Genomic DNA, 15176 nt, shown 5'->3' with positions numbered 1-15176 from the left:
CCATGCAGGCTGACGGGCTCCGCATCGCGCGCTGGATCGCGCTCCTCCTCCCGCTCGCGCTGGTCGGCGGCGCGCACCTGTCCGAGCATTTCGGGCTGGTGCCGTGCGAGATGTGCTGGTGGCAGCGCTATCCGCACTATGTCGCGATCCTGTTCGCGCTGCTGTCCTTCGTCGTGCCGGGCAAGCCGTTGCGGATGACCTTCGTGCTGCTCGCCGGCGCCGCCGTGGCGGTGAGCGGCGGCATCGGCGTGTTCCATGCCGGCGTCGAATATCATTGGTGGCAGGGCATCACTGCCTGCACTGCCCAGGTCCATGGCAGCAACCCGATGGACATGCTGACCGATGCGCTGCGCCGTCCGCTGATTCGCTGCGACGTGCCGCAATGGACGCTGTTCGGGATCAGCCTGGCCGGCTTCAACGCGATTATCTCGCTCACCGGCGCGGCGGTCATCTTCGCGCTCTCGGTTCGGAAGGCCCGGCGATGAGCTGGAAGCCCGGCGATCGGCGCGAGGGCACCAGCTCGATGGTCCGCGTCGATCAGGCGGGCGAATATGGCGCGACGCGCATCTATGCCGGCCAGCTCGCGGTGATGGGCGATCGCACGCCCGCCGCGCGGATGATCGCCGGCATGGCGAGCCAGGAGGAGCGCCACCGCGCCTTTTTCGATGCGATGATCGCGCGGCGCGGCGTGCGCCCGACGGCGCTCCAGCCCTTCTGGGATGTCGCCGGCTTCGCGCTCGGCGCCGTCACCGCGGCGATCGGCCCGGAGGCGGCGATGGCCTGCACCGCCGCGATCGAGACCGAGATCGATCTCCACTACCAGCAGCAGCTCGAGGAGCTCGGCGCCGGCGACCCCGAGCTTGCCGAAGCCGTCGCCAAGTTCCGCGACGAGGAGCTCGAGCACCGCGATACCGCGCTCGCGCACGGTGCTGAAAATGCCCCGGCCTATCCGGTATTGTCTGGATTGATCCGCATGGGCTGCCGTGCTGCCATTGCGGTATCGAAACGGATATAAAGCCCCCGTTCCATTCGATGACCGGACCAGAGGAGTAAGCCGATGTTGAACCGGATCCTGATCGCAGGCGCGCTCGCTGCCGTGCCGATGCTGCTGCCTGCCGCCGCGCACGCGCAGAACGCGCCGCAGAACGGCGTGCTGCTGATCTACGGCAAGGACAAGTGCCCGACCAATTCGAACGGCGAGGAGATCGTCGTCTGCAAGCGCCTCGACGAGGCCGAGCGCTACCGGATCCCGTCGAACCTGCGCGAGCAGGCCGGCCCGCCGCAGCAGACGGAGAGCTGGGCGGTGCGCTCGCAGGACGCCGTCACCGCGGGCGGCTTCGGCACCGGCAGCTGCACCACCGCCGGCGTCGGCGGCACCACCGGCTGCTTCGTCAAGGAAGCGACCGCGGCCAAGGCCGAGACCCGCGCGCGCAAGAAGGAAGAGCAGAACCTGCCGCTGCCTTGATGTTAGCCGTCACCCCCGCGGAAGCGGGGGCCCATCGCCTGCAGATGCAGCGAATACGGCGGTCGTGATCTCGGAAAGTCCGGGAGATGGGTCCTCGCTTTCGCGGGGATGACGGATTGCCTCAGTCCCGCACCGGCCAGCGCCCCACCCATTCTGGCGGCTGGCGGAAGACGCAGTCCGCGATGATCCAGAGCATCACGATCGCGCGCACGATCGCGGCGCAGGCGATGTCGGTGGTGCTCGCGGCCGGCCAGGCCCCGTCCATCGCGGCGAAGAACCAGAATTCGGCGAAATAGGCCCACACGCTCGTCACTGCGAACAGCGCCACCGGCCATAGCCGCGGCGCGGTGATCACCAGCAGCGGCCACAGCCACAGGTCGAATTGCGGCGAATAGACCTTGTTGGTCAGCAGGAACCAGGCGAGCAGCGGCGTGAAGAGCAGCCACAGCCGGGCGCGGTGCCGCCGCCAGCCGAGCGCCACGATCGCCGCCCCGCCGATCGCGAAGGCAAGCGTCGCGTAGAGGTTCTTCTCCGGCGTCCCCAGCGCCAGCACCCCCAGGTTGCCAAGCACGTCCCAGCTTGCCGCCGCGGTGCCGCTGCGCGATTGCGAGAACAGGTAGAATTGCGCCCAGTTGTCCGGCGCGAGTAGTGCGACCGGCAGGTTCACCACCGCCCAGGCGCCGATAGCGGCGAGCGTCACCAGCGCGGCGCGGCGCACGCGCTCGAACCCGCTCTTGCCCGTCTCGAACAGCGCCGAGAGCCCGAGCAGCGGCAGCAGCACGATCGGGAACAGCTTGGCCGCCACGCCCAGTCCGGCCGCGGCGGCGGCGCGGACCAGCCGGTTCTCGCGCGCCAGCAGCGTCGCCGCCACCGCCAGCGTGACGGCGATCATGTCCCAGTTGTGCCCGAGATAGAGTATCAGCGGCGGTGACGCCGCCCACCACCAGAGCCGCCGGCGGTCCAGTCCCGCGCGCCACAGCATCCCCAGCACCAAGAAGGCGAGCGCGATGTTCACCGCGGTCACCACGCCCAGGAACTTGGCGTCGTTCGCCCATCTGCCGAAGAGCAGGTGCGTCGCCGCGCCCTCGATCCAGATCGCCGTGCCGGTCAGCACCGGATATTCGATCGGCGTCTGCAGATAGGGGATCTTGCCCTTGTCGACTTCGCGCGTCGTCCAGAACGGCACCGCGTCGCTGTAGCAGCCGGTGGTATATTGCTCGGACTGGGTCCAGCCGCCGGGCATGCAATGCTGCTTGAAGCCGAAGCCGAGCAGCGAGGTGATCGCCAGCGCGATCAACAGCGCCCTCAATTGCCGGTCCAACTTCCACCGCATCGCGCGCTCCTTCTGCCGCGGCTCTCCCACAAGCGGCTGGACTCCGCAATATCAGGAACATACAAGGAACATATGTCGCAGCTCGATCTCCGCGCCAAGCTCGCCATCCTCGCCGATGCCGCGAAATATGATGCCAGTTGCGCCTCATCGGGCACCGCCAAGCGCAACTCGGCTGGGGGCAAGGGGCTCGGCTCCACCGAGGGTATGGGCATCTGCCACGCCTATGCGCCCGACGGCCGTTGCATCTCGCTTCTCAAGATCCTGCTGACCAACAGCTGCGTGTTCGATTGCCATTATTGCATCAACCGCAAAAGCTCGAACGTCCGTCGCGCACGTTTCACGCCCGAGGAAGTCGTCGATCTCACGCTCAATTTCTATCGGCGCAATTATATCGAGGGGCTGTTCCTTTCCTCGGGGATCATCCGCTCGTCCAACTATACGATGGAGCAGATCGTCCGCGTGGCGCGGCTGCTGCGCGAGGTGCATGATTTCCGCGGCTATATTCACCTCAAGACGATCCCCGATGCCGATCCCGAGCTGGTGCACCAGGCCGGGCTCTACGCCGACCGCGTCTCGATCAATGTCGAGCTGCCCACCGTGGCGGGCCTCACCCGCCTCGCGCCCGAGAAGTCGGCACCGCGGATCGAAGGCGCGATGCAGGACGTCCGCGCCGCGATCGACGACGGCACCGATGCGGGCAAGCGCTACAAATCCGCGCCGAAATTCGCGCCCGCCGGTCAGTCGACCCAGATGATCGTCGGCGCCGATGCCGCCACAGACGGCGACATCATCACCCGCGCCGCCGGGCTCTATTCGCGCTTCCAGCTGCGCCGCGTCTATTATTCGGCGTTCAGCCCGATCCCCGATGCCAGCGCCGTGCTCCCCTTGCAGCGCCCGCCGCTGATGCGCGAGCACCGGCTCTACCAGTCCGACTGGCTGATGCGCTTCTACGATTACAAGCCGGGCGAAGTGGCCGAGGCTGCCGATCCCGCCACCGGCATGCTCCCGCTCGACATCGATCCCAAGCTTGCCTGGGCTCTGAAGTTCCGCGACCGCTTCCCGGTCGACGTCAACCGCGCCCCGCGCGAGGCGCTGCTGCGCGTTCCCGGGCTCGGCGTGAAGGCAGTCGATGCGATCCTCGCCACGCGCCGCTGGCGCCGGCTCCGCCTTGCCGATGTCGCCCGGCTGACCGCGTCGATCGCCAAGGTCCGTCCTTTCCTGGTCGCCGAGGACTGGAAGCCCGTGGCGCTGTCCGACCGCGCCGATCTGCGCGCGCTGGTGGCGCCGAAACGCGAGCAGCTCGAACTATTCGCCGCCTGAGTGGTTCTCGCTCCGACCAAGGAGCAACATATGGCCGATTCCCGCATCTTCGCCGATCTCATCGCCGATCACGACCGTCAGCGCGTGCTGCTGGAGCGCGTGGGCGAGACGTCGGGTGACAGCGAGGAGCGCCGCACATTGTTCGAGCAGCTCCGCCTCGAGCTCCAGGCGCATGCCGCGGCCGAGGAGGAAGCGCTCTACGCGACGATGCTCGCCGATCCCGAGCTGCGCGAGGACGCGCGTCACTCGGTCTCCGAGCACAAGGAAGTCGATGACTATCTCGGCGAGCTGATGGACACCGAGATGTCGTCGCCGGGCTGGCTGGTGAAGTTCAAGGAGATGCGCCACCGCTATCTCCACCATATCGACGAGGAAGAGGAAGAGATGTTCCCCACCGCGGCGAAGCATCTCTCCGCGGCGCAGGAAGAAGCGCTCGGCAAGCTGTTTGAGAAGCGCAAGCCCAGGGAACTGGCGCGTGCCGAGGCCAATCCTCCCGGCGATGGCCGCGAGTAACTGACAGGCCTGTCAATTTGGCCGAAGCGGCGTATCATCTCCCGAAAATAGGGAGTGAGGGATGCTTCGAAACCTTGCGTTCGCCGCGCTGTTCGTCGCGGCGCCTGCTCTGGCGAAGGACTTGGTCGTCGAAGCCGGCCCCAAGGCCCAGGAGCGCCTCCAGTCCGCGCTGCTCGACGCCAGGCCGGGCGACACCGTCCGCATCGGCGCCGGCCGCTTCGAGCTGACCGACGGCCTCAGCCTCGACGTGAACGGGGTGACAGTGCGCGGCGCCGGCCCAGGCAGCACCGTGCTCAGCTTCAAGGGCCAGCTCGGCGCGGGCGAGGGGCTGCTGGTCACCTCCGACGACGTGGTGCTGCGCGACTTCGCCGTGGAGGATTCGAAGGGCGACGGCATCAAGTCCAAGGGCGCCGATCGCATCGTCTACAAGAATGTCCGCGTCGAATGGACCGGCGGCCCCAAGGCGACCAATGGCGCGTACGGCGTCTATCCGGTCGAGAGCGAGGACGTGCTGATCGACGGCGTCACCGTGATCGGCGCGTCGGATGCGGGCATCTATGTCGGCCAGTCGAGCCGGATCATCGTCCGCAACTCGGTCGCCAAATACAATGTCGCCGGCATCGAGATCGAGAATAGCGGCTATGCCGAGGTCCATGGCAATCAGGTCTCGCACAACACCGGGGGTATCCTGGTGTTCGACCTGCCGGCGCTGCCCCGGCGCGGCGCGGGGCGTGTCGCGGTCTGGGGCAATAGCGTGGTTGACAACGACACCCCCAATTTTGCGCCCAAGGGCAATATCGTCGCCAGCGTACCCACCGGAACCGGCGTGCTGATCATGGCGCAAGACATGGTCCAGGTCGGCAACAATATGCTGTCGGGCAACGGCACCGCCAACATCATGGTCGTCGCCTACCGACAGCCCTTCGACGACAAGGGCTACGACCCGATTCCGCACGACATATATATTTCGGTGAACAAGCACGGCCGCGCCGGCTTTGCGCCCGCCATGCCCGGCGGGCCGCTGCTCGCCGCCGCGATGGGCGGCGCGATCCCGCCGATCCTGTGGGACGGCACCGGCGGCAGCGAAGTGCGGCTGGTGGTCAACGACAATGTGCCTGTCCTCGGGCTCGGCCTCGCGCTCGGCGCCTCGCTCGAAACCGCCAGGCCGGCCGAGGTCAAGCTCTCCGGCCCGATCGCGGCGCCGCTTGCCCCGATCGCGCTGCCGCCCGCGATGGAGGCCGCCGCGCGATGAAGGCATTGTTCGGCGCGGCTGCCCTGTTCGCCGCCGCGCTGCTCGGCCGCCCAGTCGGCGTCAACGACGCGGCGATCACGGCCGATGGCTACCCCGCGCACCTTTCCGACTACGCCTTCTTCACCGACCTCGCGTCCCGCGCGCCGGCCCAGCGCCTGTTCCGCTACGATCTCGAGACCCCGCTCTTCTCCGACTATGCCGAGAAGGAGCGCTATCTCTACCTCCCCGCCGGCACTCGGGCGCGCTACGATCCCGACAAGGCGCTCGATCTCCCGATCGGCGCGGCGCTGATCAAGACCTTCGGCTACCGGGTGGACGGCGCCTTCAAGCCGCTCGAGACGCGCGTCCTCCTCCACCGCGCTGGCGGCTGGACCCCGATCCCCTATGTCTGGAACGCCGCCGGCACCGACGCCGACATCCGCCGCGCCGGCACCCGCATCCCGGTGACCTTCACCGATCCCGCGGGCGAGCGGCACGCGATCAGCTATGCCGTGCCCAACCAGAACCAGTGCAAGGACTGCCACGGCCTTGCCGGGCAGGTCACCCCGATCGGCATCAAGGCGCGCTATCTCAACCATGGTGGCCAGCTCGAGAAGATGCTGGCGGCCGGCATGCTCGATCGCCTGCCCGTCGACGCGCCCCGCGTCGCCCGCTGGGACGACCACGCCGCCCCGCTCGACGGCCGTGCCCGCGCCTGGCTCGAGATCAACTGCGCGCATTGCCACAACCCGCAGGGTGCCGCGTCCAACTCCGGCCTGTTCCTCGATCTCGCCCGCACCGATCCCGAGCAGCGCGGGCTGTTCAAGCGTCCCACCGCCGCCGGCCGCGGCGCTGGCACCCGCGACTTCGACATCGTCCCCGGCGATCCCGATGCCTCGATCCTGCTCTACCGGCTGCAATCGACCGATCCCGGCATCGCCATGCCCGAGCTCGGCCGCGCCACCGTCCACAAGGAGGGCGTGGCACTGGTCCGCGCGTGGATCGCGGGGATGCCGAAATCCGGCGCGAAACGTTAGGTACCGTCATCCCGGCTTTCGCCGGATGACGGTCAGGGAGTGGAAGTGCGCGTAGTCACATTGGCGGCAGAAGACGATTTCCCGGGCTGGCGCGAAGCCGCCCGCGGGCTCGCCCAGGCCAGCGTTCCCGCATCGGAAATCCTCTGGCAGGTCGGCGAAGCGCCCGTGGACCTGTTCGCCGACGAAGCCGTCATGCCGCCAGCAGCCCCGCGCGCGCTCAAGGTGCCGCGCGCCTTTCTCGACCTCGCCGAAACCGCGATCCTCCACAGCGATCCCGAGCGCTTCGCCCTGCTCTACGCGCTGCTCGCCGGCGACCCGCACCGCGTCGCCGACCAGGCCGACCCGCTCGTCCGGCGCCTGGAAGCGATGGCCCGCGAGGTCCGCCGCGACATCCACAAGATGCGCGCCTTTGTCCGCTTCCGCGAAGTCCAGGACGCGCTGCCCTTCCCCGGCACCGGCGAGCCGAACACGCGCTACGTCGCCTGGTTCGAGCCCGAGCATCACATCGTCCGCGCCAATGCCCGCTTCTTCGTCGATCGCTTCGCCAATATGCGCTGGTCGATCCTCACCCCCGCGCTCTCGCTCCACTGGGACACCGAGATGCTGTCCGAAGGCCCTGGCGCGACCAGGGCGGATGCGCCCGGCGAGGATCCGGTCGAGGATATCTGGAAGACCTATTACGCCTCGATCTTCAACCCGGCCCGCCTCAAGACCGGCGCGATGCTCAAGGAGATGCCGCGCAAATATTGGAAAAACATGCCCGAGACCGCGTTGGTGAAGGAACTGGTCGCCGGCGCGCGCCAGCGGGAGACGGCAATGGTGGCAAGCGCACCCCGGGTCACGCCTGGTAGCAACATCGAGGGTGCGTGGCAGGCGCTGCGCGAAGAGGCGGAGCACTGCACCCGCTGCGACCTCTACAAGCACGCGACGCAAACCGTGTTCGGCGAGGGCCCGGTCGACGCGCGGATGATGATCATGGGCGAGCAGCCCGGCGACCAGGAGGACCTAGCCGGCCGTCCATTCGTCGGCCCGGCGGGCGAGATGTTCGATCGCGCGATGGCGGCGGCGAAGCTGGATCGCGCCAGCGTCTACGTCACCAATGCCGTGAAGCATTTCAAGTTCGAGCCGCGCGGCAAGCGCCGCATCCATTCCAAGCCCGATGCGGGCGAGATCAGTGCCTGCCGCTGGTGGTACGAGCAGGAACGGTTGCTGATCAAGCCCGAGATGACGGTGGCGCTGGGCGCCACTGCGGCGCGCCAGATGCTCGGCAAGGCGGTGACGATCACCGCCACCCGCGGCCGCCCGATCGAGCTGGAGGGTGGCGGGCGCGGCTGGGTGACGATCCACCCGAGCTTCCTGCTGCGCATGCCGGACAAGTCCAAGGCCGAGGATGAATTCGCGGCGTTCGTCGAGGACCTGAAGGGCGCGGCGAAGGCGCTTTCCTGATTAAATCCTCCCCGAGCTTTGCTCGGGAGGGGGACCGCCGCCGAAGGCGGTGGTGGAGGGGGCGCCGGGTACCGGCGTCGCGCCGGCCCCTCCCCCAGACAAGCTGGGAGAGGATTAAGCTTGGAACCCCAACCCCTCGGCAATCCCCTTCACCTTCTCCGCCCGCCCGGGCGCGAACCGCTCCACCATCGCGCGGTAACGTGCCACCGTCTCGGCATCCGCCCGCTCCGGCGAGCCGCAATCGAACGGCGGTGCCGGGTCATATTCCAGGCTCAGCTGCACGAACCTGGCATGCGCCTCTCCGCGGATCGCCGCGGTCAACGCCAGCGCGAAGTCGATTCCCGCGGTCACCCCGCCGCCGGTCACCCGGTTGCGATCGAACACCACGCGCTCGGCGACCGGCTCGGCGCCGAACCAGGCAAGCTGCTCGCGCGATCCCCAGTGGCAGCCGGCGCGGTAGCCGCGCAGCAGCCCCGCGGCCCCCAGCAGCAGCGATCCGGTGCACACGCTGGTCACCCAGGCCGCACCCTCGGCGACGTGGCGCAGCCAGGCGAGTGTTTCGGCGTCCTCCATCGCCGCCGCCGTGCCGAACCCGCCCGGCACGCACACTATGTCGGTCTTCGTCACCCGGTCGAACGTCGCGGTCGGCAGCAGGTCGAACATCGCATCGGTGCGCACCGGGTCGCGGGTCTTTGCCACCAGGTCGAGCGACACATTGCCCAGCCGCGACAGCACCTGGGCCGGCCCAGTCAGGTCGAGCTGGGTCACGTCGGGGAAGAGCAGGAAAGCGATATGCAAGGGATCGGGCATGCGGACCTCCATGGTGGAAGGGGTGCCCAGGCGATGCGGCGCCATGCCCTCGCGCTTCCCGATGGTGCTCCATCCAGTCGCCAGTCACGCGAGTCAGGCGAGATTAACCGGAGATCGCGCGAAAGTCATGCGTTGTACGGCCAAGAGGAGAGAGCAAATGCGCATGTTGAGACTCGCCGGCGCCCTGGCGCTGGCTTCGGTGGCCCTGACCGGCTGCTATGGCGATCGCCCTGGCTATAACAGCGACCATCATCGCCGCGGCGATCATCATCGCGGCGACCATGGCGACCGCGATCACGATCAGGGCGACCATAACCACTAGGCCCGATCCGGTTCGCCTGAACCCGAAGCCCCGTCGAGCGTTAGGCGCGGCGGGGCTTGTCATGTACGGCGCCGTGCAAGTATAGTTCGTTCGAACGAACAGGATTCGGTGCGTTGACCAGCCAGACCCTTATCGAGACGGCGATCGATCAGTTCGGCCGCCACGGCTTCGAAGGCGCCAGCACCCGCGAGATCGCGCGTGCCTCGGGCACGGCGATGTCCTCGATCACCTATCATTTCGGCGGCAAGCACGGCCTCTATCTCGCCGCCGCCGATCACATCGCCGCCTGTGTGAAGCAGATCCAGGGACCGGCGCTCGACGCGGCGCGCCAGGTCGCCGCGAACGGCACGCGCGAACAGGCGACCGAAGCGCTGCTCGCCATGCTCGACGGTTTCGCGCTGATGATGATCAGCCCGCAGACCGAGGCCTGGGCGCTGTTCATTACGCGCGAGCAGCAGACCCCGACCGAGGCTTTCGACCGGCTCTATGCCGGCGTGATGCAGGGCGTCGTCGATGCCTTCGTCGCGGCGCTTGCCCGCATCCGCACCGATCTTGCCGAGCGCGACGTGCTGGCGATGGGCATCATGTTGTTCGGCCAGTGCCTGGTGCTGCGCGTCTGCCGCGCCGCCGTCACCCGCATCCTCTCCGTCGAGACGATCGACGAAGCCACCCAGAAGCTCCTGCGCGCCCGCCTGCGTGCCAACGCCCTGTGCATCCTGTCGGAGAATGCCGCATGAACCGCCGCCGCATCGCGATCATCGCCGTCATCGTCGTGCTGGTGATCGCCGCGATCGCCACCAGCGGCTTCGGCCTGTTCAAGCCGCAGGACGATGGCGCGCTCAAATTGAACGGCAATGTCGATATCCGCGAAGTCGATCTCGGCTTCCGCGTCAACGGCCGCATCTCGGGGGTCGCAGTGGAGGAGGGCGCCAAGGTCAGGCAGGGCCAGCTGCTCGCCACGCTCGATGCCGCGTCGCTCGACAGCCGCATCGCCCAGGCCGATGCGAAGGTCTCGCAGGCCGAGGCGCAGCTCGCCAAGCTCCGCAACGGCAATCGCAGCCAGGATATCGCCCAGGCCCGCGCCCGCGTCGCCGCTGCCGCTGCGGTCGCCCAGGATGCCGATCGCGACTATGCCCGCCGCCAGCCCTTGGTCGAGCCCGGCGCGATCAGCCGAGATGTCTGGGAGCAGACCGTGGCCCAGCGCGACAAGGCGCGTGCCGATCTCGCCGCTGCCCAGCAGCAATTGTCGCTGATGAACGCCGGCAGCCGCCGGGAGGATATCGCCGCCGGCCAGGCCGATGTCAGCGCCGCCGTCGCCGCCCGCCAGAGCGCCGCCACCGATCTCGGCGATGCGCGCCTGCTCGCCTCGACCGACGGCACGGTGGTCACCCGCGCGCGCGAGCCCGGCGCGATCGTCCAGCCCGGCGAGACTGTGTTGACGCTGGCGATCATGCGGCCGCTGCGCGTGCGCGCCTATGTCGCCGAGACCGATCTCAGCCGGATCAGCCCGGGGATGAAGGTGGTGGTCACCGCCGACGGCAATGCGAAGAGCTATCACGGCACGATCGGCTATATCGCGCCCAAGGCCGAGTTCACGCCGAAGACCGTCGAGACCGAGAATCTCCGCACCGACCTCGTCTACCAGCTGCGCATCATCGTCGACGATCCCGATGACGGCCTGCGCCAGGGCCAGCCGGTGAGCGTGTCGGTGCCCGGTGCCCGCCCCAAGCACAAGGATTGAGGGCGTGGCGCTCGCCCACACCGAGTCCCTGGTAAAATGCTTCGACGCCAATCGCGCGCTCGACGGCGTCGCGATGGCGATAGAGCCCGGACGCATCACCGGGCTGGTCGGGCCGGACGGCGCGGGCAAGACCACGCTGATCCGCATCCTCGCCGGGCTGATGGCGCCAACTTCGGGGACCGTCGAAGTGCTCGGCGGCAAGCCCGGCGAGAAGCTCGACGACCTCGGCTACATGCCCCAGCGCTTCGGGCTCTACGAGGACCTTTCGGTCATCGAGAACCTGCGGCTCTACGCCGAAGTCCGCGGCCTGCCCAAGGGCGAGCAGCAGGCGAGCTTCGACAAGCTGATGGAGTTCACCGATCTCGCCCGCTTCCAGGATCGGCTGGCGGGCAAGCTCTCGGGCGGCATGAAGCAGAAGCTCGGTCTCGCCTGCGCGCTGGTCAAGACGCCCAAGGTGCTGCTGCTCGACGAGCCCGGCGTCGGCGTCGATCCGATCAGCCGCCGCGAGCTGTGGAGCATGGTCGGCGATCTCACCGAGCAGGGCATCGGCGTGCTCTGGTCCACCGCTTATCTCGACGAGGCGGAGAAGTGCGACACCGTCTATCTGCTCAACGAAGGCAAGCTGTTGTTCGACGGCCCGCCGGCGGAGCTGACCGGGCGGGTGAAGGACCGGGTCATCCGCGTCACCGGGTTCAAGGAGCGTCGTCGTGCCTTCCTGACCCATGCGCTCGATCGCGACGACGTGATCGACGGCACGATCCAGGGGCGCTCGGTGCGGCTGCTGATCGGCGACGGCAAGGAGATCCCGGACGCGAAGTCTTTCGACGGCGGACCGGACACCGAAGTGGAGGCGGCCGATCCGCGCTTCGAGGACGGCTTCATCGAGCGGCTCGGCGGCGGCCCCAAGGGCACCTCGGCGCTCGCCGAACGCTACCGCACGATCCCCGAGACCGACGAATGCGCGATCGAGGCCAAGGGCCTCACCAAGGTATTCGGCGACTTCACCGCGGCCAAGGACATGAACTTCAGCATCCCAAGGGGCCAGATTTTCGGTCTTCTGGGGCCCAATGGCGCGGGCAAGTCGACGACGTTCAAGATGCTCTGCGGCCTACTTCAGCCAACTTCGGGGACCGGAGCCGTCGCGGGCAAGTCGCTGCGCCACAGCCGCGCCGATGCCCGCGCCTCGCTCGGCTACATGGCGCAGAAATTCTCGCTCTATGGCGACCTCTCGGTCCGCCAGAATCTCGATTTCTTCGCAGGGGCTTACGAGCTGCCGCGCGACAAGGCGCGCCGGGCGATCGAGGCGATGACCGAGATCTTCGAGCTGAAGGACAAGCTCGGCGTCAACGCCGGCACGCTCCCGCTCGGCTTCAAGCAGCGCCTCGCGCTCGCCTGCGCGGTGATGCACGAGCCGCCGGTGCTCTTCCTCGACGAGCCGACCTCGGGCGTCGATCCCGTCACCCGCCGCGAATTCTGGATGCACATCAACGGCTTGGTCGAGAAGGGCGTGACCGTGCTGGTCACCACCCATTTCATGGACGAAGCCGAATATTGCGACCGCGCGACGCTGATCTACCGCGCCGAGCAGATCGCCACCGGCACGCCGGACGAGCTCAAGGCCGAGGCCGCGCGGCTCACCAAGTCGGAAGACCCGACGATGGAGGACGCCTTCATCGCGCTGATCGAGGAATTCGACCGCAAGCGCGAGGCGAAGGAGGCCGCATGACCTTCCGCTTCGATCTCCGGCGCCTGGCCGCCCTGGTCCGCAAGGAAGCCGCGCAGATCCTGCGCGACCCCTCGACCTTCCTCATCGCCTTCGTGCTGCCGATGATCCTGCTCTTCCTGTTCGGCTATGCGGTCTCGCTCGACAGCACCCGCACCCGCGTGGGCCTCGTCCTGCAGGACAGCAGCGCCCCCGCGCTCCGCCTGGCGCAAGCCTATCGCAGCTCGCGCTATTTCGAAGTGACCGAGGCGCGCACCGTGGCTGAGGTGCGCGACAAGCTGGTCGATGGCGAGCTGCGCGCGCTGATCGTCATTCCCCAGGATTTCGGCGCCGGCATCAAGCGCGGCCACATGCCGCCGATCCAGATTGTCACCGACGGCTCGCAGCCCAACACCGCCAATTTCGCTGCGGCGTATGGCGAGGGCGTCCGCGCCAGCTGGGCCGCGGCCGAGGGGCTGGAACGTAGCCCTCGCGCCAGCGCAGCGCCGGTCACCATCTCGGCGCGCTACTGGTACAATCCCGAGCTCAAGAGCCGCTTCTTCCTCGTCCCCGGATCGATCGCGAACGTGATGACGATGGTCGGCACGCTGCTCACCGCGCTGGTCGTCGCGCGCGAATGGGAGCGCGGCACGATGGAGGCGATGATGGCCACGCCGATCTCGATGGCCGAGTTCATCGCGAGCAAGGTCATCCCCTATTTCATCCTCGCCCAGGCTTCGATGACGCTTTGCGCAGTGATCGGGATATGGATATTCGGGGTGCCCTTCCGCGGCTCGATCTTCGCGCTTTATGCGATCTCCTCGGCCTTTCTGATGCCCGCGCTCGGCCTCGGCCTGTTCATTTCGGCGGCGACCAAGAACCAGTTCGTCGCCAGCCAGGTGGCGCTGCTCTCGGCCTTCCTGCCCACCTTCCTGCTCTCGGGCTTCATCTTCGAGATCGGCTCGATGCCCTGGCCGATCCAGGCGCTGACCTATATCGTCCCGGCGCGCTACCTGATCCCCAGCCTCGAGACGGTGTTCCTCGCCGGCGACCAATGGGGGCTGATCCTCCCCAATATCGGCATCATGCTCGTGTTCGGCATGGTGTTCTTCACGCTCTCCTTCCGCGTCACTCGCCGGAGCCTCGACTGATGCGGCGCTTGCTGGCTATGATCGTCAAGGAGATGTGGGCGGTGCTGCGCGATCCGCAGGCGCGGCTGGTGCTGTTCGTGCCGCCGCTGATGCAGCTCTTCATCTTCACCTATGCGACCACGCTCGACGTCAAGAATGTCGATCTCGGCATCCTCGATCGCAGCTCGGGCGCGCATTCGGTGGAGCTCGTCCAGCGCATCGCCGGCAGCCCCAATTTCCGCCGCATCGAGCGGCTCGCGACGCCCAAGGACCTCAAGGCCGCGATCGACAACCAGAAGGTGATCGCCGCCCTGGTGATCGACGAGGATTTCGATCGCAACCTCAGCCGGGGCAAGCCCGCGACGCTTGGCCTGGTACTCGACGGGCGCCGCTCCAACGCCGCGCAGATCGTCTCGGGCTATCTTACCGCGATCGCCGGCGGCATGGGCGCCGAGCTCGCCTCGCCCCAGGTGCAGGGTGCCGCCGGCGGCAGCGTCGTGACCAACTGGTACAACCCGGCGCTCGATTATATCTGGTTCACCTTGCCCTCGCTGGTCGCGATCATCACTTCGGTCGCCGGACTTGCCATCACCTCGCAATCGGTGGCGCGCGAGCGCGAGCTGGGCACGTTCGACCAGCTGATGGTCTCGCCCTTGCGCGTCCACGAGATCCTGATCGGCAAGATGGTCCCGCCCTTCGTCATCGGGATGATCAACGGCAGCGTCTATCTGGTAGTGGCGCCGCTCGTCTTCGGCGTGCCCTTCACCGGATCGCTGCTGCTGTTCTGGCTCTCGCTCGGCATGTATCTGCTCGCGCTGATCGGCATGGGCATGCTGGTCTCGGCCGCCTCGCAGACCCAGCAACAGGCGTTCCTCGGCGTCTTCCTCGTCACCACGCCGCTGATCCTGCTCTCGGGCTATGCCAGCCCGATCGACAACATGCCCGACTGGCTGCAGACGATCACCTATCTCGATCCCGCCCGCTATTTCCTCGTCATCGTCCAGGGGCTGTTCCTCAAGGCGATGCCGGCGGCGGCGGTATTCCACCAGCTCTGGCCCCTGGCGCTGATCGCGGTCGCGACGCTCTCCGCCTCGGCCTGGCTCTTCCGGGCGCGCATGGAGTAATG

General features: G+C 67.7%; 16 protein-coding genes and 1 riboswitch. Of the genes, 14 read left to right on the top strand and 2 right to left on the bottom strand.

Translation table 11 applies throughout. The features are described 5' to 3' along the window. Positions 1-2 precede the first annotated feature (2 nt). The 3 genes from ABLE38_RS08475 to ABLE38_RS08465 are packed head-to-tail and all read left to right on the top strand — an operon-like array spanning position 3 to position 1465. Positions 3-485, top strand: coding sequence for a disulfide bond formation protein B (locus tag ABLE38_RS08475; protein ID WP_348973719.1), 483 nt, complete (start codon positions 3-5; stop codon positions 483-485). Next, a complete protein-coding gene (locus tag ABLE38_RS08470; RefSeq protein ID WP_348973718.1) occupies positions 482-1015 on the top strand; it encodes a demethoxyubiquinone hydroxylase family protein in 534 nt (177 codons plus the stop codon). The genes ABLE38_RS08475 and ABLE38_RS08470 overlap by 4 nt, the downstream gene beginning before the upstream one ends. 42 nt (positions 1016-1057) lie before the next feature. Next, complete coding sequence (locus ABLE38_RS08465) at positions 1058-1465, top strand: hypothetical protein (RefSeq protein WP_348973717.1); 408 nt, start codon at positions 1058-1060, stop codon at positions 1463-1465. A gap of 121 nt (positions 1466-1586) precedes the next feature. On the opposite strand, the gene ABLE38_RS08460 is transcribed toward ABLE38_RS08465, so the two are convergent. Then, positions 1587-2798 carry a glycosyltransferase 87 family protein gene (locus ABLE38_RS08460; protein WP_348973716.1) on the bottom strand — a complete coding sequence of 404 codons (1212 nt, stop codon included), beginning with the start codon at positions 2796-2798 and terminating at the stop codon, positions 1587-1589. A 72-nt stretch (positions 2799-2870) separates the two neighbouring features. On the opposite strand from ABLE38_RS08460, the gene ABLE38_RS08455 reads away from it, so the two are divergent. From ABLE38_RS08455 to ABLE38_RS08435, 5 genes are all read left to right on the top strand, one after another. Then, a complete protein-coding gene (locus ABLE38_RS08455; RefSeq protein ID WP_348973715.1) occupies positions 2871-4118 on the top strand; it encodes a putative DNA modification/repair radical SAM protein in 1248 nt (415 codons plus the stop codon). Positions 4119-4148: 30 nt separating this feature from the next. Continuing rightward, a complete protein-coding gene (locus ABLE38_RS08450) occupies positions 4149-4631 on the top strand; it encodes a hemerythrin domain-containing protein (RefSeq protein ID WP_348973714.1) in 483 nt (160 codons plus the stop codon). A gap of 61 nt (positions 4632-4692) precedes the next feature. After that, on the top strand, positions 4693-5883 hold the full coding sequence (locus ABLE38_RS08445) for a parallel beta-helix domain-containing protein (RefSeq protein ID WP_348973713.1): 1191 nt from the start codon (positions 4693-4695) through the stop codon (positions 5881-5883). Next, the gene (locus tag ABLE38_RS08440) at positions 5880-6899 is read left to right on the top strand and encodes an SO2930 family diheme c-type cytochrome (protein WP_348973712.1); all 1020 of its coding nucleotides are present in this window, start codon (positions 5880-5882) and stop codon (positions 6897-6899) included. The genes ABLE38_RS08445 and ABLE38_RS08440 overlap by 4 nt, the downstream gene beginning before the upstream one ends. 45 nt (positions 6900-6944) lie before the next feature. Then, positions 6945-8345 (top strand): UdgX family uracil-DNA binding protein, encoded by a 1401-nt coding sequence (locus ABLE38_RS08435; protein WP_348973711.1) that lies wholly within the window; start codon positions 6945-6947, stop codon positions 8343-8345. A 114-nt stretch (positions 8346-8459) separates the two neighbouring features. Here ABLE38_RS08435 and ABLE38_RS08430 read toward each other — a convergent pair whose 3' ends face one another. Beyond that, positions 8460-9155: a DJ-1/PfpI family protein gene (locus ABLE38_RS08430; RefSeq protein ID WP_348973710.1), complete on the bottom strand. Its 696-nt coding sequence runs from the start codon at positions 9153-9155 to the stop codon at positions 8460-8462. A gap of 17 nt (positions 9156-9172) precedes the next feature. After that, positions 9173-9253: riboswitch (ZMP/ZTP riboswitch) on the bottom strand. Between the two features lie 59 nt (positions 9254-9312). On the opposite strand from ABLE38_RS08430, the gene ABLE38_RS08425 reads away from it, so the two are divergent. The 6 genes from ABLE38_RS08425 (at position 9313) to ABLE38_RS08400 (ending at position 15174) form a co-directional block, all read left to right on the top strand. Beyond that, positions 9313-9477 (top strand): hypothetical protein, encoded by a 165-nt coding sequence (locus ABLE38_RS08425; protein ID WP_348973709.1) that lies wholly within the window; start codon positions 9313-9315, stop codon positions 9475-9477. A 113-nt stretch (positions 9478-9590) separates the two neighbouring features. Then, positions 9591-10214: a CerR family C-terminal domain-containing protein gene (locus tag ABLE38_RS08420; RefSeq protein ID WP_348973708.1), complete on the top strand. Its 624-nt coding sequence runs from the start codon at positions 9591-9593 to the stop codon at positions 10212-10214. Then, positions 10211-11218, top strand: a complete 1008-nt coding sequence (locus tag ABLE38_RS08415) for an HlyD family efflux transporter periplasmic adaptor subunit (RefSeq protein ID WP_348973707.1) — start codon at positions 10211-10213, stop codon at positions 11216-11218. The genes ABLE38_RS08420 and ABLE38_RS08415 overlap by 4 nt, the downstream gene beginning before the upstream one ends. 4 nt (positions 11219-11222) lie before the next feature. Next, a complete protein-coding gene (locus ABLE38_RS08410; RefSeq protein ID WP_348973706.1) occupies positions 11223-12944 on the top strand; it encodes an ATP-binding cassette domain-containing protein in 1722 nt (573 codons plus the stop codon). After that, positions 12941-14071 (top strand): ABC transporter permease, encoded by a 1131-nt coding sequence (locus tag ABLE38_RS08405; RefSeq protein WP_348973705.1) that lies wholly within the window; start codon positions 12941-12943, stop codon positions 14069-14071. The genes ABLE38_RS08410 and ABLE38_RS08405 overlap by 4 nt, the downstream gene beginning before the upstream one ends. After that, positions 14071-15174 carry an ABC transporter permease gene (locus tag ABLE38_RS08400; protein ID WP_348973704.1) on the top strand — a complete coding sequence of 368 codons (1104 nt, stop codon included), beginning with the start codon at positions 14071-14073 and terminating at the stop codon, positions 15172-15174. Before ABLE38_RS08405 ends, ABLE38_RS08400 begins: the two co-directional genes overlap by 1 nt. Positions 15175-15176: the final 2 nt, after the last annotated feature.

The organism is Sphingomonas sp. KR3-1 (assembly GCF_040049295.1).
Taxonomy (GTDB): Bacteria; Pseudomonadota; Alphaproteobacteria; order Sphingomonadales; family Sphingomonadaceae; genus Sphingomonas.
Note: the sequence above shows the minus strand (reverse complement) of the source record. Positions and strands in the feature narration are given on the sequence as shown.

Coding starts and splice junctions, on each gene's coding strand:
- ABLE38_RS08475 (WP_348973719.1), top strand. CDS start 3: ATGCAGGCTGACGGGCTCCGCATCGCGCGCTGGATCGCGCTCCTCCTC.
- ABLE38_RS08470 (WP_348973718.1), top strand. CDS start 482: ATGAGCTGGAAGCCCGGCGATCGGCGCGAGGGCACCAGCTCGATGGTC.
- ABLE38_RS08465 (WP_348973717.1), top strand. CDS start 1,058: ATGTTGAACCGGATCCTGATCGCAGGCGCGCTCGCTGCCGTGCCGATG.
- ABLE38_RS08460 (WP_348973716.1), bottom strand. CDS start 2,798: ATGCGGTGGAAGTTGGACCGGCAATTGAGGGCGCTGTTGATCGCGCTG.
- ABLE38_RS08455 (WP_348973715.1), top strand. CDS start 2,871: ATGTCGCAGCTCGATCTCCGCGCCAAGCTCGCCATCCTCGCCGATGCC.
- ABLE38_RS08450 (WP_348973714.1), top strand. CDS start 4,149: ATGGCCGATTCCCGCATCTTCGCCGATCTCATCGCCGATCACGACCGT.
- ABLE38_RS08445 (WP_348973713.1), top strand. CDS start 4,693: ATGCTTCGAAACCTTGCGTTCGCCGCGCTGTTCGTCGCGGCGCCTGCT.
- ABLE38_RS08440 (WP_348973712.1), top strand. CDS start 5,880: ATGAAGGCATTGTTCGGCGCGGCTGCCCTGTTCGCCGCCGCGCTGCTC.
- ABLE38_RS08430 (WP_348973710.1), bottom strand. CDS start 9,155: ATGCCCGATCCCTTGCATATCGCTTTCCTGCTCTTCCCCGACGTGACC.
- ABLE38_RS08425 (WP_348973709.1), top strand. CDS start 9,313: ATGCGCATGTTGAGACTCGCCGGCGCCCTGGCGCTGGCTTCGGTGGCC.
- ABLE38_RS08415 (WP_348973707.1), top strand. CDS start 10,211: ATGAACCGCCGCCGCATCGCGATCATCGCCGTCATCGTCGTGCTGGTG.
- ABLE38_RS08405 (WP_348973705.1), top strand. CDS start 12,941: ATGACCTTCCGCTTCGATCTCCGGCGCCTGGCCGCCCTGGTCCGCAAG.
- ABLE38_RS08400 (WP_348973704.1), top strand. CDS start 14,071: ATGCGGCGCTTGCTGGCTATGATCGTCAAGGAGATGTGGGCGGTGCTG.